We start from the raw sequence: 23,425 nt of genomic DNA on the forward strand, positions 1-23,425 counted from the left end.
AGGCCAGAACAGGCAATAAAAAAGCGCCCCGAGAGGCGCCTTTCTGAAACCGGCAGCTATTACTGAACGGTCGGCGTCTCGCCCGCTTCCTGCATACGCTGCAGCTCTTGCGCGTACAGGGCGTCGAAGTTGACCGGCGACAGCATCAGCGCTGGGAACGAACCGCGGGTGACCAGGCTGTCCAGGGTCTCACGGGCGTACGGGAACAGGATGTTCGGGCAGAACGCGCCGAGGGTGTGGCTCATCGACGAAGCGTCGAGGTTGGCGATCAGGAAGATGCCGGCCTGCTGCACTTCAGCGATGAAGGCCACTTCGTCACCGTTCTTGACGGTCACCGACAGGGTCAGCACCACTTCATGGAAGTCGCCTTCCAGGGCTTTCTGCTTGGTGTTCAGGTCCAGGGCAACGCTCGGCTCCCACTGCTGGCGGAAGATCTGCGGGCTTTTCGGGGCCTCGAACGACAGGTCACGCACGTAGATGCGCTGCAGGGAGAACTGAGGGCTGTTGTCTTCGGCAGCTGCGCCGTTGGTCTGTTGGTCAGTCATGGCAGATCCTTATCCTAATGTTTTTGAATGCAGTGCAAATCAGGCCGCCAGCAGCGCGTCGAGCTTGCCGGCGCGCTCCAGGGCATAGAGGTCATCGCATCCACCGACATGGGTGCCACCGATCCAGATCTGCGGCACCGACGTACGGCCGGCCTTCTGGCTCATTTCGGCGCGAACCTGCGGTTTGCCGTCGACCTTGATTTCCTCGAACGCAACGCCCTTGCTCTCGAGCAGGTATTTGGCGCGCATGCAGTAGGGGCAGTAGTCGCTGGAATAAACGATGACGGGCTTCATATCACTTCACCAGGGGCAGGTTATCGGCTTTCCAGCTGGATACGCCACCGCTCAGCTTGGCGGCGTTGTAACCAGCCTTGAGCAGCTCGCGGCAGAGCGTGCCGGACTGCTGGCCCATCGCATCGACGATGATCAGGGTCTTCTCTTTGTGCTTTTCCAGCTCGGCCATACGGCTGACCAGCTTGTCCTGCGGGATGTTCACGGCACCGACGATGTGGCCCGCGGAATATTCCTTGGCGGTGCGGATGTCGATGACCAGGGCCTTGTCAGCGTTGACCAGGGCAGTCAACTGGCCATTGCTCAGGCTCTGGCCGCCACGGCGGACTTCATTGATGAGCAGCAGGACCAGCAGAACAACGAAGATCGCAACCAGGATGTAGTGATCTGTCGCGAATTGAATCAGGTGAGCAACCATCAGCGGTGTTCCAGGCGATTGAAAATGCCGGCCAGTATACACAGCCCCCCATGACCACCAAAGCCCGACTGGCCGGCCAGAAAAGCAGCTTTGCCCTGGCGCGGTGGCTGCGCTGGTCGGGGGATGGGACGAATATTCGCCGTTGATGGCGCATTTGCCCTAAAATGCGTGTCTTTATCATCTTTGAACAACCGTGAGTTTGATTGATGACGAGTACGCCCAAACCCCTGGTCCTGATCATCCTGGATGGCTTCGGCCACAGCGAAAGCCCCGAATACAACGCCATCTATGCCGCCAACACACCGGTCTATGACCGCCTGCGCGCCAGTCAGCCGCATGGCTTGATCTCCGGTTCAGGCATGGATGTCGGCCTGCCAGACGGGCAGATGGGCAACTCCGAAGTCGGCCACATGAACCTCGGTGCCGGCCGCGTCGTTTACCAGGACTTCACCCGGGTCACCAAGGCTATTCGTGATGGCGAGTTCTTCAGCAACCCGGTACTCACCGGCGCGGTAGACAAGGCTGTCGGTGCCGGCAAGGCCGTGCACATCCTCGGTTTGCTGTCCGACGGCGGCGTGCACAGCCACCAGGACCACCTGATCGCCATGGCCGAACTGGCCGCACAGCGTGGCGCCGAAAAAATCTACCTGCACGCCTTCCTCGACGGCCGCGACACGCCGCCGCGCAGCGCCAAGTCGTCCATCGAGCTGCTCGACGAGACCTTCGCCAAGCTGGGCAAGGGCCGCATCGCCAGCCTCATCGGCCGCTACTTCGCCATGGACCGCGACAACCGTTGGGACCGCGTTGCCGCGGCCTACAACCTGATCGTCGACAGCGTTGCCGACTACACCGCAGACACCGCCCTGGCTGGCCTTGAAGCCGCCTACGCCCGTGAAGAAAACGACGAGTTCGTCAAAGCCACGCGCATTGGCGAGGCGGTCAAGGTCGAAGACGGCGACGCGGTGATCTTCATGAACTTCCGCGCCGACCGCGCCCGCGAACTGTCGCGTGCCTTCGTCGAGCCGGACTTCAACGAATTCCCACGTGCGCGCCTGCCGAAGATGGCGGCCTACATCGGCCTGACCCAGTATTCGGCAAAAATCCCGGCGCCAGCAGCCTTTGCACCGTCCAGCCTGGACAACGTGCTGGGCGAATACCTGGCCAAGAACGGCAAGACCCAGCTGCGCATCGCCGAGACCGAAAAGTACGCGCACGTCACGTTCTTCTTCTCGGGCGGCCGTGAAGAGCCGTTCGAAGGCGAAGAGCGCATCCTGATCCCGTCGCCGAAGGTCGCCACCTACGACCTGCAACCGGAAATGAACGCGCCGGAAGTCACCGACCGCATCGTCGAAGCCATCGAGCAACAGCGTTTCGACGTGATCATCGTCAACTACGCCAACGGCGACATGGTCGGCCACACCGGCGTGTTCGAGGCTGCGGTCAAGGCCGTCGAAGCGCTGGACACCTGTGTCGGGCGTATCGTCGAGGCGCTGGATAAAGTCGACGGTGAAGCGCTGATCACCGCCGACCACGGCAACGTCGAGCAAATGGAAGACGCCTGCACCGGCCAAGCGCACACCGCGCACACCACCGAGCCTGTGCCGTTCATCTATGTGGGCAAGCGCAAGGTCAAGGTCCGCGAAGGCGGCGTGCTGGCCGACGTGGCGCCGACCATGCTGAAACTGCTGGGGCTGGAAAAGCCTGTGGAAATGACCGGGACGTCGATCCTGATCGACGCCTGAGTTGCCTTCATTCGCAGCACAAGGCTGCTCCTACAGTGGCCTGCGCACCGCCTGTAGGAGCAGCCTTGCGCTGCGAATGGGCCGCAAAGCGGCCCCAGATTCAAGGTTTCCAGACAAACGCCTCGCCGCATCTGCCGCGAGGCGTTTTTTTTGCAGGCTCGCGCGGGCATACTAGGCCAGTCTCCATCCCTGGTACGCCCAACCCCATGCTCCGCGCCCTGATCCTACTCGCCCTGTCTTGCCTGCTCAGCCCGGCATTTGCCGATGAGCGCGCACAGACCCAGCAACAACTGGACGCCACCCGCCAGGACATCGCCGAGCTCAAGAAGATGCTGGGCAAGCTCCAGGAAGAGAAATCCGGCGTGCAGAAAGACCTCAAGTCCACCGAGACCGACATCGGCAATCTCGAGAAACAGGTGGAGGCCCTGCAACAAGAACTAAAAAAGACCGAGGGCGAGCTGGAGCGCCTTGATACCGAGAAAAAAAAACTCCAGACCGCCCGCGTTGAACAACAACGGCTGATTGCCATCCAGGCCCGCTCCGCCTACCAGAACGGCCGCGAGGAATACCTCAAGCTGCTGCTCAACCAGCAGAACCCCGAGAAATTCGCGCGCACCCTCACCTATTACGATTACCTGAGCAAGGCGCGCCTGGAGCAACTGCGCACCTTCAACGAGACCCTGCGCCAGTTGGCCAACGTCGAACAGGACATCGCCCGCCAGCAAGAGCAACTGCTGGCCCAGCGCGCCGACCTCGACAGCCGCCGCCAGGCTCTCGAGACTGAGCGCAGCAAGCGCCAGCAAGTACTGGCCAAGCTCAACAACGACATGAAAGACCGCGACCAGAAGCTGCAGGCCCGCGAGCAGGACCAGGCCGACCTTGGCAAAGTACTCAAGACCATCGAGGAAACCCTGGCACGCCAGGCCCGCGAGGCAGAGGAAGCGCGCAAGAAAGCCCTGCTGGCCCAGCAAGAGGCGGAAAAACGCCGCCAGCAGGAAGCCCTGACCGCCGCCGCTGCGCGCGAAGAAGCCCGCGAGCCGGTCGAGCCACCGAAAAAAGCCCGCACCACTCTGGGCCCGATGGTTTCCAGCGATGGCGCCAACTACGGCGGCGCTTTTTCTGCTGCACGGGGCAAACTTCCGTGGCCCGTCAATGGTCGATTGCTGGCACGCTTCGGCGATGCACGCGGCAGTGACGCCCGGGCCAAATGGGACGGGGTGATGATCAGCGCCAACCCAGGCACGCAAGTACGCGCCGTACACGGCGGCCGTGTGGTGTTTGCCGACTGGTTGCGCGGTGCTGGACTTCTGGTCATTCTCGACCATGGTAATGGTTACCTGAGCCTGTACGGCCACAACCAGAGCCTGCTCAAGAGCGCCGGTGACATCGTCAAAGCTGGCGAAGCCATCTCCACCGTGGGTGACAGCGGTGGCCAGGACAGCGCAGGCTTGTACTTCGCCATCCGCCAGCAGGGCCGGCCTACCGACCCGTCGCAATGGTGCAGAGGCTAGGGTTTGTCCGAAAAACAACCCAGTTCACCTTTTTACGGCGTAGCCTGAATGCTGCGCCGATGCTCCTCACGGAGCACCTTCAGGATCAGGAGTTCGTTCGACATGCTGCACTCGCCTCGTCTCACCCAGCTGGCCCTGTCCATCGCCCTGGCGGTCGGCGCGCCCCTGGCCATTGCCGCAGAGCCGGCCAAGCCAGCAGCGGTGCCAGCTACCGAGGTGACGGCCAAGGCGCCGCTGCCGCTGGAGGAGCTGCGCACCTTCGCCGAGGTCATGGACCGCATCAAGGCCGCTTACGTTGAGCCGGTGGACGACAAGACCCTGCTGGAAAACGCCATCAAGGGCATGCTCAGTAACCTTGACCCGCACTCGGCCTACCTCGGCCCCGAGGACTTCCAAGAGCTGCAAGAGAGCACCAGCGGCGAATTCGGTGGCCTGGGTATCGAAGTGGGCCAGGAAGACGGCTTCATCAAGGTGGTCTCGCCCATCGATGACACCCCCGCCTCCCGGGCCGGCGTGCAGGCGGGTGACCTGATCGTCAAGATCAACGGCGCCCCGACCCGCGGCCAGACCATGACCGAAGCCGTGGACAAGATGCGCGGCAAGGTCGGCGAAAAAATCACCCTGACCCTGGTCCGCGATGGCGGCAACCCGTTCGACGTGACCCTCGCCCGCGCGGTGATCCAGGTCAAGAGCGTGAAAAGCCAGCTGCTGGAAAACGACTACGGCTACATCCGCATCACCCAGTTCCAGGTCAAGACCGGCGACGAGGTGGGCAAGGCCCTGGCCAAGCTGCGCAAGGACAACGGCAAGAAGCTGCGCGGGGTGGTGCTCGACCTGCGCAACAACCCCGGCGGCGTGCTGCAGTCGGCGGTCGAAGTGGCCGACCACTTCCTGACCAAGGGCCTGATCGTCTACACCAAGGGCCGTATCGCCAATTCCGAACTGCGCTTCTCTGCCGACCCGGCCGACGCCAGCGAAGGCGTGCCATTGGTGGTGCTGATCAACGGCGGCAGCGCCTCGGCGTCGGAAATCGTCGCCGGCGCCCTGCAAGACCAGAAGCGCGCCGTGCTGATGGGCACCGACAGCTTCGGCAAAGGCTCGGTGCAAACCGTGCTGCCGCTGGCCAACGACCGCGCCCTGAAGCTCACCACCGCGCTGTACTACACCCCCAACGGCCGCTCGATCCAAGCCCAGGGCATCGTGCCGGATATCGAAGTGCGCCCGGCCAAACTCACTGCCGAAATCGATACCGACAACTTCAAGGAAGCCGACCTGCAGGGCCACCTGGGCAATGGCAACGGCGGCGCCGAGCGCCCGACCGGCAGCAGCAAGCGCAAGGAACGCCCGCAGGACGATGACTTCCAGCTGAGCCAGGCCCTGAGCCTGCTCAAGGGCTTGAACATCACCTCGGGTAAATGATCGCGCCCATGCGGTATCTGCTGTGTCTGCTGTGCTACCTGCTGGTCGGCGTCGCCCAAGCGGCGCCGGCCAGCAAGGCCTACATGAGCATCATCATCGACGACCTGGGCCAAAGCACCGAGCGTGACAGCCGCACGCTCGCCCTGCCCGGCCCGGTCACCCTGGCAATCATGCCCGACACCCCGCACGCCAGCGATTTCGCACGCCAGGCGCATAAAGCCCACAAGACGGTGATCCTGCACATGCCCATGGACCCGGCTACCGGCCCCTATGCCTGGCACCCAGGGCTACCGCTGCCCGAACTGGCCAGCCGGCTCGACGCGGCCTTGGCCAAGGTGCCGTACGCGGCCGGCATCAACAACCACATGGGCAGCCGCATGACCGCCCAACGCGAAGCCATGACCTGGCTGATGGGCGAACTGCAGCGCCGCCACTTGTTCTTCGTCGACAGCCGCACCAGTGCCGCCACGGTGGCCGCCGCCGAAGCTCAGGCGCAAGATGTGGCACACGTTTCGCGTGATGTGTTCCTGGATGACGTGCGCACCCCCGAAGCCATTGCCGGGCAACTGCAACTGGGTGTCGCGATGGCCCGCAAGCAAGGCTCGGCCGTGTTGATCGGCCACCCCTACCCGCAGACCCTCGAAGTGCTGGCACGAGAAATCCCGCGCCTGAGAAGCCAGGGCGTTGAGCTGATCGGGCTCAAGCAGATGATTGCCGAGCGCGGCAACCAGGCCATGCCTGCCCATGGCAAACATGGCCGGTACAGCAACCGCTGAACGCCTCAATCGAACGGTATGATGCCGCGCGCCTGTTCCAGGGTGAGTTTGCCTCTGTGCACCCGCTGGGTTGAGCCTTCCTCACGCCCACTCAAGCGACGCTGGCTCCAGGTTTTCAAATGGCCCAACGTGAAGTCACGCGCCAGCGCGTCGGCGGCAGGCATGTGGAAGTGTGCGGCCCACAACGGCCGGCCTGATGCGGCACCTGGTTGCGCCAGACGCATGATCTTGTACTCATCGAAGGTGCTGCCATTGGCCATGACCTGACGCGGGGCGACGTACTCCACCTTGATCAGGTTCTGTTCATGCAGGAAACGTAACGCTGCGGCGCTGGGGTAGCGGGTGTCGGTGTACAGCATGGTCAGCTTGAGGTTTTTTTCTGACCGCATCTGGTCCGAGGCAACCTCCAGGCGCCGTATGAGGGCGGCGTTGGCGCCCTCCTCGCCCAATGACGTCGCCGCTTGCCCCAGCTTGTCTATCTGAAGATCAAACAGGCGCACAAGCAGTGTTCCCTTAAGGTCATTCACCACGTATTCGTTGGCCTTCAAGAGAAGTTGATCGTTCTCCTCCAGCAGCGCCTGCACCCTAAACGCCGGATCAGTCGAGGCAACCTCAGGTGCGGCCGGCGCTGGGTCGCGGCTTCGCTCATGCCATTGGCCGTCCCTCCAGTCAAAGGTGGCCAACACCGCGTCACTGAACGGATCACGCACCTGATACACCGCCTGACCATCGGCATCGAGCTCTTTTTTTCCGATCAATATCTGCCCTTCCGCGTTACGCACTGCCCGCTGCGGCTCGCTGGAGATTATGTAAGGCAAGCGCGCGTCAGGCGCACGGGCACCCTCCTGCTCCTTGATCAACGCGACCAACCTACGCCCTGCATCACACTTGAGCTTCTCCAACTCCGTCCGGTAGCGGTCCAGCATCGAAATGTCGATCAACGCCCCACCCGTTTCGCGAATTCGCAAGCAGTTGACCAGCGCAGCTGCGTATTCGTCCCATGCCTCCTGCAAGATGGTGATACGGTCCTCGAGCGGTAGGTTGGCGAAGTCGAGTTCACCATGGGCACCCCCCGCGTTGCGCAATGACATCCCCGACAGCTCTTCCCGGAATAGATTGATTGTGCGCTGACCATCGATGCTATCCAGGTGTAAAGCCAAATCGGCAAGGTTCAACACTTGATGGAAACGGAACTGAACCGTGCTGAACGTACGCTTGGCAATAAATGCATCAACGGTGAGGTTTTGCGGTTCGGAGGCATTGCTGATGATCACCTCGCCTGGCACATCGACCAATAGCTCGTCGAGATGTTCGAATGCAGCCAGCATGCGATCCTGAAGCGCCACGACGCCCTCAAGCTTGCGGCGAAAAGCCTGATAGGCTTCAAGCACTTGTTGCACAGGCCGCCCATGAAGGCGCTGTTGCATACTGGTCAGCTCCTGGTAATCCGCCAAATCCCAGAGCTCATTGAAGATGAAATCGCTGTTGCGGATCAGGCTGAGCTGAACCTCACGCCGCTGCTCTGTCAGCCCCGCTTCCACCCCCGCTCGCCGTTCGCGGGCATATTTGGGTTCGAACATGGTCTCGATCGTGCGAAGAATCTCCTGGCAGTCCCGAACGACCTCTTCAACCTGCTTTACCGCTTCAATGCGCCTGCTACGAATTTGCACATCCCATTCGGCTTGACGCGCTTCGTACCGGCCAATCATTTCCCTGGACGCGGCCTGCTCGCTGTCTGTGGTGGCCAGCCCCAGCTTGGCCCGCTCTGTTTCCAACAATTCACCCAGCTTTGTGACCTTTTCTCGCAAAACCGGAATGCTGAAGCCGGCCTCGGCAAAGCGGAGCGTCGCTGCTCTGACCTGCGCATTAAGTTTGGCAACCGTAGCGTGGAGCTTGTGGAAGCGATCGGCGATGTTCTCGCGTGTGTTTCGCCTCATCCCGCCAGCGAGACGAAGTGAACCATCGATACGCCAAGCGCCTTGTACATAGCTCAACCATGGGCCGTAGCCGCCCTTGCCATCGACCACCCTTACACTGCCGTTGACCACTGCCACCCGATAAGCATCGGCGTCCATGGCCGCGTACAGGCGCCCGTCGACCTGATACAGCCCTGCTGTCTCGCCCGTGACCTGCAATGCCGAGTCGGGTAGCGACACACCCGTACGCATGGCGCGCAGTGCATGCCGCTGCTCAGGCGCAAGCCAATTGAACCCTTGATTGCCACGCCATGAGAGATCCAACCGGCGTTGCGGCAGCGCTGCGAGCTCACCGATCCCCGCTGCGCCTGCGTCAGAGGGGACCACCGAGACCTCGGCAAAAGCCCCTCGCTGCGGGGCAGGCCCATCGAACGCCGAAATGTCGGGAGGTGTTCCGATCGTGGCGGGGTGCGGAGCAGGTTGCCGCGCATGCAGCAATACCATGCTCAAGTTCAGCAACAGGTCTGAAACCGCGGCGGGCCGGTCGAACTCGCCGCCCTGCTCAAGCGCCAGCAGGTCATTCTCCAAAGAGCTGATCAGTTGCACCAGCCACGCCACGCTGGCCACCGGGCCACGCAGCGCCAACGACACCACATCGAACAGCAGCCAGGCGCCTTGGGACAGGGTTTCCCACCGTCGCTCGGCATTCGAGGTGGATTGCATGTCCGCTAGTTCAATAAGCAGATCACGGTTGGCGTTGTACAACCTTTCATTGATAGCGGTGGTCCAGAAGACCGGCTCGATAACAGGCGGCTCGGGGCGCTCGGGCAGACTGGACGGGTCGATGCCAATGCTGGTGACGTGCGGCTCATTGAACCCGCCATCGTCGTAAATATGGCGGACCTGCGGGTTTAGCCAGTCCAAAATACTCGCTTGCAGCAGCGTGGACTCCTGGATGTGAGCGAGTAACGCGGCCAGGGTTGAATACTCACGAAGGGTGTCCTGCGGGTATAAAGGCCGATACAGCAGCACCAGCTCAGGCTTGGCACAGAACAGCACATACATGCCGCGAACGAGGTCCTGTTGGCGGGAATGCGGCTGGCGTCGGAAGGTCAGCGGCATCAGCGTCATACGGGGTGTTTGCGGGTCGAGATGGCCTGCACAGAAATCAATGACGCATTGCAGCCCAGCCTCCGTGATCTTGCCATCGAGCTTGGCACCCAATGCGCTGAAGCGCAGAGCGTTGCGCCACTCACGGGCGAAGCGCCGGACGCGCTGTGCACGCTGCAATGGGTCGTCCAATTGACGGGCGACATAGACCGGATAGTTGCCACCGACATCGATCTGGCTCACCAATCGACCGGCAGCATCGGCATCCAGCCAGGCTGGGGCAGCAGAACCGTCGGCGCGCCGAATGCGCCGGATCGAGGCATTGCTGAGCGTTCCGAGGTTGCCAATGGCGAACTCCGTCAGCGTCTTGCTGCCTTCGAACGCCACCGGCTCGCCACCGCCTGCGCCCGTTCCTGCGCCTCCCGGAATACCCAGCGCCACGAAGAATTCGATCAGCAGGTCATCCGGGGAGATAGCCTGCGCGTGAGCGGATTGCATCTGTTCAGTGAGCCGCTGGCGGGTGTAATCCTTGAGGCTAAGGATGCCATCCATGGCGGCAACCCCTTCGGCGTCGAGCTGATCGACTGCCAGCTGCAACAGGCCCGCACGGTAGGCCACGCTATCGCTTCCAGAGCTGGTCGACAAAGCCGGTGGGGGCCTGACCGCCGGGGTATCGTCCGGGTAGCTGTCGAACCACTGCGCAGGGTCACTGATCTGGGCGAACAGTTGCTCCAGCGCGGCGACATCTTCCAGGCGGCGGTAGCTCACGCTGTCCACCTGAGTGAACAGCGTTTCCAGCAACGCCGACACCTGCTGTGCGAATACATTGCCCTCAACCGGATAAAGCCGCCAGGACATGGCATCGAAGCTGTAGCGTTGCGCCAGATCATCACGCAGGGCCAAGGCAAAAGCGGCCAGCGAGGCAAAGCCGCGCACCAGAGCACCACCTGCCGCTCATCCCACTCACCTGTTACCAGCAAATGGCTAAGCAATTGTTCCGATTCACGCAAACCCTGGGTCAGCTGGACCTGCACGAAGCTCGCCGTGGGCTGGTCGGCACCGCCGCGGATCAGGCCGCGAATGCAGGCCTGCTCTTGGGCATCCAGGCCTTGCAAGGGTAGACCGCGCAACAGGGCCGTGCTCAACAGCAACTGCAGCCAATGGTCACGGCTTTTACCGGTACTCCCGGCACTCGCCCAGAAGCCGAGCTGCGCCTCGCAAAAATGCTGCGGCAGTTGCTCGATCAGGTCATTGAGCGGTTCGCTCAGGCCGCTGAGCTGGCGGGTGTCGAGCACGTTGTGGGAGCCGGCGAAGCGGTGAGGATCAACAAGGCCGAGGTTATGATGGCGACCTTCGACAGGCTCCAGATCGAGAAAGCGCGACTCGAGCATGGCCTGCAGTACACGATCGACCAAAGGTTGAGTGGACCAGTAGGGTGTGGACGGGTCCGGGCTGTCCAGTGTGAGCGCATCGGCAGACAGCAATGCAGGCTGTACCGAGGCCAGCCATGGCAGCTCTGCCAGCAATAACGTGAGCAATTGGTCGCTGACGACCTGGCGTAGCGTGGGGCGGGCGGCGAACTGCCGGGCAGCGGCTCGCTTGAAATCGAATGTCGATGCGTCCGAGGGGGTCATACGAAGGCACTCCAGGTAAATGAGCTGGAAGCCTGTCGCGAGCGCTCTGCCCCCTGGTGCTACTTATTGCAGGGCAAAAAAAGGTTCTTCACGTGATGTTGGGGAAGTGTGGCTGCCAAGTGCTTGTCTTGGGTTTTGTGGTGGTGCGCAAATCGAGCGCCGCCCGCGCGGCGCTCGATCTCAAAGGCGCCTAAGATCCAGCGACAAGCCCCCCCCCCAAAAAAAAACCCTGCTGTTCAGCAGGGCCCTTTTTCGCAACGATCAGCTGTACACACGCCCCAGCAGCTGGCGATGGCTCTCGAACTGGTCGAGTACATCACGCACGATCTGCTCCGGCGCGAAGCCCATCAGGTCGTATTCCTGGCTGCCATCGTGCAGGTACACCTCGGCGCGGTAGAAGCGCTGTTGCACTTCCGGCTCACCCTCGACTGGCGCCTCGCTTGGCGCGGCCAGGTAGCCGTCCAGGCTCACTTCATAGACGAAGGGGTTGCCCTCTTCCATCATCACCCGCAGGCCCATCATGTTGCGCGACTGGCCCACACGGGTTTCAACCTCGAAGCCCAGGGTGCGCAGCTGCTCGGCCGCTTCTTTCAGGGCCGGGCTGACCTGCTTGTCCATGAAGCGCTGCACCACGGCCTGGGTCGGCTGCAGTTCCAGCTGGGTCAGGCGCTCGCTGAAGCCGCGGCGGCCACGGGCGGCCAGTTCGGCACGCTCCTGCTCCACCGCAACGTCCTGCTTCATGGCCTTGTACAAACCGAACATGAACAGCACCAGCACCACCGAGAACGGCAGCCCAGCCAGCACCACCATGGTCTGCATGGCTTCAAAGTTGCCGGCGAACAGCAAACCGATGGTGACCAGGGTGATGATCACCGACCAGAACACCACCATCCAGTGCGGGGCGTCTTCGTCCACCTTGCCGCCTTTGCACGACAGGTTGGCCATCATCACCGCGCCCGAATCGGCTGGGGTGAGGAACAGCACGAAGCCGACGAACACCGCCACACCGATCACGATCTTGGCGGCCGGGAAGTATTCCAGCAGCTGGTAGATCGACATCGACGGCTGCTCGAGGGCCGTCTTGCCCAGCTCCACGGCGCCCTGGTTGATCACCAGGTCCAGCGCGGTGTTGCCGAAGATAGACAGCCAGGCCAGGGTGAAGCCCAGTGGGATCAGCAACACGCCCATGACCAACTGGCGCACGGTACGGCCCTTGGAGATACGGGCAATGAACATGCCGACGAACGGGCCCCAGGAAATCCACCAGGCCCAGTAGAACACGGTCCACAGGCCCAACCAGCGCTCGGACTTGCCCGCTTCGCCTTCGTAGACGTACAGGTCGAAGGTCTTCAGCACGATGCCATTGAGGTAGTCGCCAACGTTCTGCACGAAGCCATTGAGCAGGTGCAAGGTCTCGCCGCCCAGCAGCACGAAAATCAGCAGGCCGCTGAACAGGATGATGTTCAGGTTGGACAGACGGCGGATGCCGTTTTCCACGCCCGACACTGCGGCCACGGTAGCAACGCCGGCCATGACCAGGATGACCACCAGCAGGTTGGTCTTGTTGTGGTCCATGCCGAACAGGTATTCAAGGCCCGAAGACACCTGCATCGAGCCGATCCCCAGGTTGGTGACCAGGCCCAGCAGGGTGACGAACATGCCGAAGATGTCCACAGCATTGCCGGCAGCGCCCTTGACCCAACGCTCACCCACCAGCGGATACAGCGCCGAGCGCAGTGCCAGCGGCTGGTTGTGGCGGTAGGCGAAGTAACCCACGGCCAGGCCGACCAGGGCGTAGATCGCCCAGCCGTGCAGGCCCCAGTGCAGGAAGGTCAGCTGCAGGCCCTGGCGCGCGGCTTCGAGGCTGGCAGGCGTGCCTTCCGGTGGGTTGAAATAGTGGTCCAGCGGCTCGGAAGCGCCGAAGTACAGCAGTGAAATACCGATACCGGACGAAAACAGCATGCCGGCCCAGGCGCCGTAGCTGAAGTCGGGTTGGTCATCCTTGCCGCCAAGCTTGAGCTTGCCGTAGTCGGAGAACGCCAGGTAAACGACGAATACCAGGTATCCGCAGATCACCAGCATGTAGTACCAGCCGAAAGTGCGTGTCAGCCACTTCTGGGCCACACCCAGCACTTGGCCTGCGGTTTCGGGTACAGCGATAAGCAAGGCAGTCAACGCAAGGATCAGCAACGCCGAGGTGTAGAACACGACGCTATTGACCCGGACCCTCTCGGCGGGGGTTTGGTAAGGGAGGCAGAACTCATTGCACGAATGCTCCGGGCAGTACGGCTGTGGAGGCTAATCAGTGTTTTCCCGAGCAATTGGTGGAATACCCCCACTGCGTCAGGTGTTATAAAAGCACCCTGGAAACCGTGATCCCGAATCGATACGTTGCAAAAAAACAGACAGGTGGTCTGCAAAAAACGCCGCATCCAACACCGTGGTGCGCGCATTCGTCACAGAGCACCCCGCCCGCTCCAAGGGCCTGCCGCAGGTCGATGACCGTTCGGCAGAATCTGCATTTCGCATCGCACATGCCCGTCAACGCCTTGTATTCCGGGGGTTACGCGATTTCCTGGGGTGTCAATCCGTGCGCTCGAAACAGCCTGAAAAACTGTCAATGGCACAAATTGTCGCAGAGCTTATTCTTTATTGATTGAACGTTCAATCAAAACAAAATAGACTGGCCTTCGCCGAGTCAGCCGCTTGTCGTCTGCTTGTCAGGCCTGAGGAGAATGCAAGATGCCCAAGGTCGGTATGCAACCCATCCGCCGCCAGCAATTGATCGAAGCCACCCTGCTAGCGGTCGATCAGGTGGGGCTGGGAGATGCCAGCATTGCGCTCATTGCCCGTTTGGCCGGCGTGTCGAACGGCATCATCAGTCACTACTTTCGGGACAAGAACGGCCTGATTGCAGCGACGATGGGTTACATCATGAACATGCTCAACGAAGGCGTTGCAGCACGGCGCCAGGCACTGACGGACGACAGCCCGCGTGCCCACCTGAAAGTGATCATCGAGGGCAACTTCGATGCCAGCCAGGTGAACGGCCCGGCAATGAAAACCTGGTTGGCCTTCTGGGCGTCCAGCATGCACCAGCCCGATTTGCACAGGTTGCAGCGGATCAACGATCACCGCTTGTACTCCAACCTATGCTGTCAGTTCCGCCGCGTCCTGCCGCTTTACCATGCGCGCAAGGCAGCCCGCGGGCTGGCGGCCCTGATCGACGGCCTATGGCTGCGTGGCGCGTTGTCGGGAGATGCTTTCGACACCGACCAGGCGATACGAATCGCTTACGAATACATGGATCTACAACTGGCTAAACAGCAGTCCCTGGGCACAACCGACCAGGCTTCTGAACCACCGCGCACGGCCGTTGCCAACCCGGCAGGAGCGTGACGCGCTAGCCAACCACACACTGCACTTGCGAGGACACTATGGCCCGTTTCGGAACGCAAAAACTCTACATTGATGGTGGTTATGTCGACGCTGGCAGCGATGCCACCTTCGAGGCCATCAACCCGGCCAATGGCGAAGTCCTCGCGCACGTGCAACGTGCCACTCAGGCCGACGTCGAAAAAGCCGTTGAAAGCGCCGAGCGTGGCCAGAAAGTCTGGGCTGCGATGACCGCCATGCAGCGTTCGCGCATCCTGCGCCGCGCCGTCGACATCCTGCGCGAGCGCAACGATGAGCTGGCTCAGCTGGAAACCCTGGACACCGGCAAGTCGTACTCCGAAACCCGCTACGTCGACATCGTCACCGGCGCCGACGTGCTGGAGTACTACGCAGGCCTGGTGCCGGCCATCGAAGGCGAGCAGATCCCACTGCGTGAAAGCTCCTTCGTCTACACCCGCCGCGAGCCGCTGGGCGTGACTGTCGGTATCGGCGCATGGAACTACCCGATCCAGATCGCCCTGTGGAAATCCGCCCCAGCCCTGGCCGCTGGCAACGCGATGATCTTCAAGCCGTCGGAAGTCACCTCGCTGACCACCCTGAAACTGGCCGAGATCTACACCGAAGCCGGCCTGCCTGATGGCGTGTTCAACGTGCTGACAGGCAGCGGCCGCGAAGTCGGCACCTGGCTGACCGAGCACCCGCGCATCGAAAAAGTCTCCTTCACCGGCGGCACCACCACCGGCAAGAAAGTCATGGCCAGCGCCTCGAGCTCCTCGCTCAAGGAAGTGACCATGGAACTGGGCGGCAAGTCGCCACTGATCATCTGCGCCGACGCCGACCTGGACAAGGCCGCCGACATCGCGATGATGGCCAACTTCTATAGCTCCGGCCAGGTGTGCACCAACGGCACCCGCGTGTTCATCCCTGCCGAGCTGAAAGCGGCCTTCGAAGCCAAGATCGCCGAGCGCGTTGCCCGCATCCGTGCTGGCAACCCGGAAGATGAAAACACCAACTTCGGCCCACTGGTCAGCTTCCAGCACATGGAAAGCGTGCTGGGTTACATCGCCAAGGGTAAAGAAGAAGGTGCCCGCGTGCTGTGCGGTGGCGAGCGCCTGACCGAAGGTGACTTCGCCAAGGGTGCCTTCGTGGCCCCGACCGTGTTCACCGACTGCACCGACGACATGACCATTGTCAAAGAAGAAATCTTCGGCCCGGTGATGAGCATCCTCAGCTACGAGACCGAAGAAGAAGTCATCCGCCGCGCCAACGACACCGAATACGGCCTGGCCGCGGGCGTGTGCACCAACGACATCACCCGTGCCCACCGCATCATCCACAAGCTCGAAGCCGGCATCTGCTGGATCAACGCCTGGGGTGAATCGCCGGCCGAAATGCCGGTCGGTGGCTACAAGCAGTCGGGCGTTGGCCGTGAAAACGGTATCAGCTCGCTGGTTCAATACACGCGCATCAAGTCGGTCCAGGTCGAGCTGGGCGGCTACACCTCGGTTTTCTAAACCGCGTGTAGTCACGCCCGTGCCAGCGCGCACGGGCGTTCCCGCTCCCTGATCACCGCCAAACGAGGGTACTTCAATGTCCCAAGAATTCGATTACATCATCGTCGGCGCAGGTTCCGCCGGTAACACCCTGGCCACCCGCCTGACCGAAGACGCCAGCGTCACCGTGCTGCTGCTGGAAGCCGGTGGCCCCGACTACCGCTTCGACTTCCGCACCCAGATGCCAGCCGCCCTGGCCTTCCCGCTGCAGGGCCGCCGCTACAACTGGGCCTACGAGACAGACCCAGAGCCACACATGGACGGCCGCCGCATGGAATGTGGCCGCGGCAAGGGCCTGGGTGGCTCTTCGCTGATCAACGGCATGTGCTACATCCGCGGTAACGCCATGGACTTCGACGGCTGGGCAGAACTGCCAGGCCTGGAAGACTGGACCTACCTGGACTGCCTGCCGTACTTCCGCAAAGCGGAAACCCGCGACATCGGCCCTAACGACTACCACGGTGGCGAAGGCCCGGTCAGCGTCGCCACGCCCAAGGCTGGCAACAACCCGCTGTTCCACGCCATGGTCGAGGCCGGCGTGCAAGCCGGTTACCCGCGCACCGAAGACCTCAACGGCTACCAGCAGGAAGGCTTCGGCCCGATGGACCGTTCGGTGACCAAGAACGGCCGCCGTTCCAGCACCGCGCGCGGCTACCTGGACCAGGCCAAGAAGCGCCCGAACCTGACCATCGTCACCCATGCCCTGAGTGACCGTGTGCTGTTCGACGGCAAGCGTGCCGTGGGCGTGACCTACCTGGTCGGCGACAGCGAAGAGCGCGTCGAAGCCCGTGCCCGCAAGGAAGTCATCGTCAGCTCCGGCGCCATCGCTTCGCCGCAACTGCTGCAGCGCTCCGGCGTCGGCCCGCGCGCCCTGCTGGAAAGCCTCGACATCCCGGTCGTGCATGACCTGCCGGGCGTTGGCGAAAACCTGCAGGACCACCTCGAGCTGTACCTGCAGTACGCTTGCACCCAGCCGGTGTCGCTGTACCCGTCGCTGCTGTGGTGGAACCAACCGGCCATCGGCGCCGAGTGGCTGTTCAATGGCACCGGCATCGGCGCCAGCAACCAGTTCGAGGCCGGTGGTTTCATCCGCACCCGCCCTGAATTCGAGTGGCCGAACATCCAGTACCACTTCCTGCCGGTCGCGATTAACTACAACGGCTCCAATGGCGTGAAGGAACATGGCTTCCAGGCGCACATGGGTTCGATGCGTTCGCCAAGCCGTGGGCGCATCCAGGCCAAGTCGAAAGACCCACGCCAGCACCCAAGCATCCTGTTCAACTACATGGCCACCGAGCAGGACTGGCAAGAGTTCCGCGACGGCATCCGCCTGACCCGCGAAATCATGGCCCAGCCGGCGCTGGACCCCTACCGTGGTCGCGAGATCAGCCCGGGCGCCGACGTACAAACCGACGAGCAACTGGACAAGTTCATCCGCGAGCACGCCGAAACCGCCTTCCACCCGTCCTGCTCGTGCAAGATGGGCACCGACGACATGGCAGTGGTCGATGGTGAAGGCCGCGTGCATGGCATGCAGGGCCTGCGTGTGGTCGATGCGTCGATCATGCCGATCATCATCACCGGCAACCTCAACGCCACCACGATCATGATCGCCGAGAAAATCTCGGACAAGATCCGCAACCGCAAGCCATTGCCGCGCAGCACGGCCAAGTACTACGTGGCCAACGGTGCGCCGGTCAAAGGCAAGCCGATGCGTGAAGTGAAGCAAGGCTGATTGCCCTGGGGCCGCTTTGCGGCCCATTCGCAGCACAAGGCTGCTCCTACCGGCGAACGCGCTCCCTTGTAGGAGCAGCTTTACGCTGCGAAGAGGCCCACCCAGGCAACACAAGAGAAGGCACCCATCGCGGTGCCTTTTTTTCATCTGCAGAAACGCTTTACATGCTGCCAATTCATCAGGTTAGAATCGATTGGCACGCGACTTGCCAGTCAAGCCCCCTTCCCGCGATATCCCGGAGTACCTGCCTTTGGATGCCAGCACCATCAACAGCCTGTTTCTGATCGGCGCATTGCTGGTGGGTGCAAGTATCCTGGTCAGTTCGCTGTCCTCTCGCCTGGGCATCCCTATTCTGGTCATCATTCTCGCCGTCGGCATGGTCGCCGGCGTGGACGGTGGCGGCATCATCTTCAACAACTACCCGACCGCCTACCTGGTGGGCAACCTGGCACTGGCGGTGATCCTCCTCGACGGCGGCCTGCGCACCCGCGTGGCCAGCTTCCGCGTGGCGTTGTGGCCGGCGTTGTCGCTGGCCACGGTCGGGGTGATGATCACCACCGCCCTCACTGGCCTGGTAGCGGCGTGGCTGTTCAACCTGAGCCTGATCCAGGGCCTGCTGATCGGCGCCATTGTCGGCTCCACCGACGCCGCGGCGGTGTTCTCGCTGCTGGGTGGCAAAGGCCTGAACGAGCGGGTCACCGCTACGCTTGAGATCGAGTCGGGCAGCAACGACCCGATGGCAGTGTTCCTCACCGTCACCCTGATCGACATGATCGCCAGCGGCCAGACCGGCCTGCACTGGAGCCTGCTGACCCACCTGCTGCGCGAATTCGGCATCGGTGGCCTGCTGGGCCTGGGCGGCGGCTGGCTGATGCTGCAGCTGGTCAACCGCATCAACCTGGCCGGTGGCCTGTACCCGATCCTGGTGGTGGCGGGCGGCCTGGTGGTGTTTTCGCTGACCAACGCCCTGCATGGCAGCGGCTTCCTCGCCGTGTACCTGTGCGGCTTGGTATTGGGCAACAAACCGATCCGCAGCCGCCACGGCATCCTGCACATGCTCGACGGCATGGCCTGGCTGGCGCAGATCGGCATGTTCCTGGTGCTGGGCCTGTTGGTCACGCCGCATGACCTGCTGCCGATCGCCCTGCCGGCCCTGGGCCTGGCACTGTGGATGATCCTCATTGCACGCCCGCTGTCGGTGGTCGCCGCGCTGCTGCCATTCAAGGCCTTCCATGGCCGCGAGAAGGGCTTTATTTCCTGGGTCGGCCTGCGCGGCGCGGTACCGATCATTCTGGCGGTGTTCCCGCTGATGGCCGGGCTGCCGGATGCGCAGCTGTTCTTCAACCTGGCGTTCTTCATCGTGCTGGTGTCGCTGCTGGTGCAGGGCACCAGCCTGCCGTGGATGGCCAAGCTGCTGAAGGTCACGGTACCGCCAGACCCGGCGCCGATCTCCCGCTCAGCGCTGGAAGTGCACATCACTAGCGAGTGGGAGCTGTTCGTCTACCGCCTGGGCGCCGAAAAATGGTGCATCGGCGCGGCCCTGCGCGAGCTGAAGATGCCCGAAGGCACGCGGATTGCCGCACTGTTCCGTGGCGAACAACTGCTGCACCCGTCGGGCAGTACGGTGCTTGAAGTGGGCGACATGCTCTGCGTGATCGGCCACGAACATAACCTGCCCGCGCTGGGCAAGCTGTTCAGCCAGGCGCCGCAACGCGGCCTCGACCTGCGCTTCTTCGGCGACTTCGTGCTCGAAGGCGATGCCGAACTGGGCGCCGTGGCCGCACTTTATGGCCTGAAACTCGACGGCCTGGACGCGAAAATGCCGCTTGCGCAGTTCATCCGACAAAAGGTCGGAGGCGCTCCAGTAGTAGGTGACCAGGTCGAATGGCATGGGACGATCTGGACCGTGGCGACCATGGACGGGAACAATGTCCAGAAAGTGGGCGTCAGATTCCCCGAAGGAACGCGACCCGGACCAGGATTGTTCCTCTAAACTCCGTTTCTGCCTGATCCACAATGTAGTCTGCCTATGTCCCTGCGCGTGTACCTTCGCACAGCCCTGCTCGGGCTGTGCTTGTCCCTCTCGTTCGCGGCCACCGCGAACGCCGCGGCCGAAGCGCCGACCACCGCCAGCATCCAGCACAGCCTCGACAAGATCGCCGAGCGCAAGCTGCCCGAGGCCGATCAGAAGGCCCTGCAGCAGGTGCTCGAACAAACCCTGAGCCTGCTGGCCACCAAGGAAGACAACGAGCGCAAGTTGGCCGCGTTGAAGCAACAGCTGGCCGGCGCACCGAAAGAAACCAGCGACAGCCAAAAAGAATTGGCCCGGCTCAAGGAAAGCAAGCCGCAGCCTGTCGCCCAGCGCTATGCCACCCTCTCGGTGCCTCAGCTGGAGCAACTGCTCAGCGAGCGCAGCACCCTGCAAGGCGAGCTGCAAAAGGCGCTGTCCGAAGCCAACAGCCTGATCATCAATTCCCAGACCCGCCCAGAGCGCGCCCAGGCCGAGATCAGCAACAGCCAGGCCCGCTCCCAGCAAATCAACAACGCCCTCAAATCTGGCAAGGACAATGGCAAGGCGCTCAACGCCGACCAGCGCAACCAGCTCAGTGCCGAGCTCGCTTCGCTCAACGCGCTGACCCTGCTGCGCCGCCAGGAGCTGGCCGGTAATAGCCTGCTGCAAGACCTTGGCAATGCCCGCCACGACTTGCTGATCGAGCGCGCCGCACGCCTGGAGCAGGAGATCCAGGACCTGCAGACGCTGATCAACGACAAGCGCCTGGCCCAATCCCAGGAAGCGGTCACCCAGCAGTCGATCGAAGCCCAGAAGGCCGGCGGCAGCAGCCTGTTGGCCACTGAAAGCACGATCAACCTCAAACTGTCCGACTACCTGCTGAAAAGCACCGACCGCCTCAACGAGCTGACCCAGCAAAACCTGCGCACCAAACAGCAGCTCGACAGCCTGACCCAGGCCGACCAGGCCCTGGACGAGCAGATCAACGTGCTCAAGGGCAGCCTGCTGCTGTCCAAGATCCTCTACAAGCAGAAGCAGACCCTGCCGCACTTGAAGGTCGATCGCGACCTCGCCGACCAGATCGCCGACACCCGCCTTTACCAGTTCGAGATCAACCAGCAGCGCGAGCAGATGAGCAGCCCGGTCACCTACGTCGACAAGCTGCTGGCCAACCAGCCGCCGGAAGACGTCACCCCGCAACTGCGCAAGGCCCTGCTGGAAGTGGCGATCACCCGCACCGACCTGCTGGAGCGCCTGAACCGCGAGCTGTCGGCGCTGCTCAACGAATCGATCACCTTGCAGCTCAACCAGAAGCAATTGCTGGGCACGGCCCAGGGCCTGCGCACCACCCTCGACGAGCAGATGTTCTGGATCCCCAGCAACAAGCCACTGGACTGGGACTGGCTACGCTATGTGCCGGAGCGCTTTGCCAGCCAGGTCGCCGACCTGCCCTGGGGTTCTGGCCTCAAGGAGCTGGCCGATGGTTTGAGCCAGCGCCCGCTGCTGTTCCTGCCGCTGCTACTGGTGATTGGCGCCCTGTTGTGGCGGCGCAAATACCTCTACCTGCGCTTGAGCAAGGTCCACCAGGACATCGGCCACTTCCGCCGGGACAGCCAGTGGCACACGCCCCAGGCCATCCTGATCAACATTCTGTTGGCGATGCCGGTAAGCCTGGGCCTGGCCCTGTGCAGCTATGCCCTGCAGATCGACGCCCGCGGGCAAAACGCCAACCTCGGCGCGGCGCTGTGGCAGTTGGCCCAGGCCTGGCTGGTGTTCTACACCGCCTACCGCATCCTCGCCCCTGGCGGCGTGGCAGAAGTGCACTTCCGCTGGCACAAGCCGCAGGTCGAATTCCTCCGGGGCTGGGTGCGCAGGCTGGGCACCGTTGTGCTGGCACTGGTCGGCGTGGTGGCGGTTGCCGAGCACCAGCCTTCGGCACTGGCCGATGATGTACTCGGCATCGGCGTGGTGCTGACCTGCTACGCGCTGATGGCCTGGCTGCTCAGCCGCCTGCTGCTGAGCAGCCCGGCACACCGCGACACGTCGCTGTTCCGCAAGGCCGTCGGCGTGGCGTTCACCGCCCTGCCGATCGCTTTGTTCGTGGCAGTGTGCTTCGGCTACTACTACACCGCGCTGAAGCTGACCGACCGGCTGATCTACACCCTGTACCTGCTGCTGTTCTGGCTGGTGATCGAAGCGGCGTTCGTGCGGGGCCTGTCGGTGGCAGCACGGCGCCTGGCCTACCAGCGCGCCCTGAGCAAACGTGCAGCGGCCAAAGAAGGGCTGGATGGCGAAGTCATCACCGAAGAGCCGACGCTGGACATCGAACAGGTCAACCAACAGTCGCTGCGCCTGATCCGCCTGGCCTTGCTGGGTGGCTTCATTGCCGGCCTGTACTGGGTGTGGTCGGACCTGATCTCGGTGTTCGCCTACCTCAACAACTTCACCCTGTACGAATACACCAGTGGCACCGGCACCGCCGCCAGCATGGTGCCCATCAGCCTGGGCGACCTGCTCGGCGCGCTGGTGATCGTTGGCATCACCTTCGCCCTGGCCGGCAACTTGCCGGGCTTGCTCGAGGTGCTGGTGCTGTCACGCCTGAACCTGGCCCAGGGCAGCGCCTACGCCACCACCACGCTGCTCTCGTACACCATCGTCGGTATCGGCATCGTCAGTACCCTGTCGACCCTCGGCGTGAGCTGGGACAAGCTGCAGTGGCTGGTAGCGGCCTTGTCGGTTGGCCTGGGCTTCGGCATGCAGGAGATTTTCGCCAACTTCATCTCCGGCATCATGATCCTGTTCGAGCGCCCGGTGCGCATCGGCGACACCATCACCATTGGCAACCTGTCCGGCACGGTGAGCAAGATCCGCATCCGCGCCACCACCATCACCGACTTCGACCGCAAGGACATCATCGTCCCCAACAAGACCTTCATCACCGGCCAGTTGATCAACTGGTCGCTGACCGACACGGTCACCCGGGTGACCTTGAAGCTGGGCATCGACTACGGCTCCGACCTCGACCTGGTGCGCGACCTGCTGCTCAAGGGCGCCCATGAGAACCCGCGGGTGCTCAAGGACCCGGAGCCGATCGTGTACTTCCTTAACTTCGGCGAAAGCTCGCTGGACCATGAACTGCGCATGCACGTGCGGGACCTGGGCGACCGTAACCCGACGCTGGACGAGATCAACCGGTACATCAATCGCGAGTTCAAGGCGCATAACATCAAGATCTCGGTACGCCAGGTCGAGGTGTTCCTGATGGATCAGAAGGGTGGCAAGCAGCAGTTGATTCCGCTGGAGCAGCCGAAATCGGATGGCACTGAAGCGGTATAAAGGGGCTCGAATACCGTATTCTGTTCTGAATC

The 23,425-nt window shown here is 62.5% G+C and carries 14 protein-coding genes and 1 pseudogene; 9 read left to right on the forward strand and 6 right to left on the reverse strand.

Annotated features, from left to right (window positions below; genetic code table 11):
* Window positions 1-59 precede the first annotated feature (59 nt).
* Genes secB through LOY53_RS24905 form a run of 3 tightly spaced genes read right to left on the reverse strand, consistent with a single transcriptional unit; the run spans window position 60 to window position 1,254 of the window.
* The gene (gene secB / locus LOY53_RS24895) at window positions 60-545 is read right to left on the reverse strand and encodes a protein-export chaperone SecB (protein WP_027592380.1); all 486 of its coding nucleotides are present in this window, start codon (window positions 543-545) and stop codon (window positions 60-62) included.
* Window positions 546-584: 39 nt separating this feature from the next.
* Window positions 585-839 carry a glutaredoxin 3 gene (grxC, locus tag LOY53_RS24900; protein ID WP_258703394.1) on the reverse strand — a complete coding sequence of 85 codons (255 nt, stop codon included), beginning with the start codon at window positions 837-839 and terminating at the stop codon, window positions 585-587.
* A gap of 1 nt (window position 840) precedes the next feature.
* Complete coding sequence (locus LOY53_RS24905) at window positions 841-1,254, reverse strand: rhodanese-like domain-containing protein (protein WP_027592379.1); 414 nt, start codon at window positions 1,252-1,254, stop codon at window positions 841-843.
* A gap of 206 nt (window positions 1,255-1,460) precedes the next feature.
* Between LOY53_RS24905 and gpmI the strand changes: the two genes are divergently transcribed.
* From gpmI to LOY53_RS24925, 4 genes are all read left to right on the forward strand, one after another.
* Window positions 1,461-2,996: a 2,3-bisphosphoglycerate-independent phosphoglycerate mutase gene (gpmI, locus tag LOY53_RS24910; protein WP_099455581.1), complete on the forward strand. Its 1,536-nt coding sequence runs from the start codon at window positions 1,461-1,463 to the stop codon at window positions 2,994-2,996.
* 206 nt (window positions 2,997-3,202) lie between these two features.
* Entirely contained in the window at window positions 3,203-4,507 is a 1,305-nt protein-coding gene (locus LOY53_RS24915) for a murein hydrolase activator EnvC (RefSeq protein ID WP_258703395.1), read from the forward strand.
* Between the two features lie 102 nt (window positions 4,508-4,609).
* The gene (locus LOY53_RS24920) at window positions 4,610-5,926 is read left to right on the forward strand and encodes a S41 family peptidase (protein ID WP_027592376.1); all 1,317 of its coding nucleotides are present in this window, start codon (window positions 4,610-4,612) and stop codon (window positions 5,924-5,926) included.
* Between the two features lie 8 nt (window positions 5,927-5,934).
* Window positions 5,935-6,702: a divergent polysaccharide deacetylase family protein gene (locus LOY53_RS24925; RefSeq protein WP_252826100.1), complete on the forward strand. Its 768-nt coding sequence runs from the start codon at window positions 5,935-5,937 to the stop codon at window positions 6,700-6,702.
* 5 nt (window positions 6,703-6,707) lie between these two features.
* Here the strand turns inward: LOY53_RS24925 and LOY53_RS24930 are convergent, their stop codons facing one another.
* From LOY53_RS24930 to LOY53_RS24935, 3 genes and pseudogenes are all read right to left on the reverse strand, one after another.
* Window positions 6,708-10,586 (reverse strand): dermonecrotic toxin domain-containing protein, encoded by a 3,879-nt coding sequence (locus LOY53_RS24930; RefSeq protein WP_309475946.1) that lies wholly within the window; start codon window positions 10,584-10,586, stop codon window positions 6,708-6,710.
* Window positions 10,493-11,362: a hypothetical protein gene (locus LOY53_RS26745; RefSeq protein ID WP_309475937.1), complete on the reverse strand. Its 870-nt coding sequence runs from the start codon at window positions 11,360-11,362 to the stop codon at window positions 10,493-10,495. The genes LOY53_RS24930 and LOY53_RS26745 overlap by 94 nt, the downstream gene beginning before the upstream one ends.
* Window positions 11,363-11,623: 261 nt before the next feature.
* Window positions 11,624-13,626, reverse strand: a pseudogene (locus LOY53_RS24935) (BCCT family transporter).
* 478 nt (window positions 13,627-14,104) lie between these two features.
* On the opposite strand from LOY53_RS24935, the gene betI reads away from it, so the two are divergent.
* The 5 genes from betI to mscK all read left to right on the forward strand — a co-directional run bounded on the left by betI (window position 14,105) and on the right by mscK (window position 23,393).
* Complete coding sequence (gene betI, locus LOY53_RS24940) at window positions 14,105-14,761, forward strand: transcriptional regulator BetI (protein ID WP_027592372.1); 657 nt, start codon at window positions 14,105-14,107, stop codon at window positions 14,759-14,761.
* Between the two features lie 38 nt (window positions 14,762-14,799).
* Window positions 14,800-16,272 (forward strand): betaine-aldehyde dehydrogenase, encoded by a 1,473-nt coding sequence (betB, locus tag LOY53_RS24945; RefSeq protein ID WP_258703397.1) that lies wholly within the window; start codon window positions 14,800-14,802, stop codon window positions 16,270-16,272.
* A 76-nt stretch (window positions 16,273-16,348) separates the two neighbouring features.
* Entirely contained in the window at window positions 16,349-18,046 is a 1,698-nt protein-coding gene (betA, locus tag LOY53_RS24950; RefSeq protein ID WP_099430670.1) for a choline dehydrogenase, read from the forward strand.
* 250 nt (window positions 18,047-18,296) lie between these two features.
* Entirely contained in the window at window positions 18,297-20,039 is a 1,743-nt protein-coding gene (locus LOY53_RS24955; protein WP_027592369.1) for a potassium/proton antiporter, read from the forward strand.
* Between the two features lie 36 nt (window positions 20,040-20,075).
* Window positions 20,076-23,393, forward strand: coding sequence for a mechanosensitive channel MscK (gene mscK, locus LOY53_RS24960; protein ID WP_099430671.1), 3,318 nt, complete (start codon window positions 20,076-20,078; stop codon window positions 23,391-23,393).
* Window positions 23,394-23,425: the final 32 nt, after the last annotated feature.

The sequence above is a fragment of the Pseudomonas sp. B21-031 genome, from assembly GCF_024748985.1.
In the GTDB taxonomy this organism is placed as follows: domain Bacteria; phylum Pseudomonadota; class Gammaproteobacteria; order Pseudomonadales; family Pseudomonadaceae; genus Aquipseudomonas; species Aquipseudomonas kermanshahensis.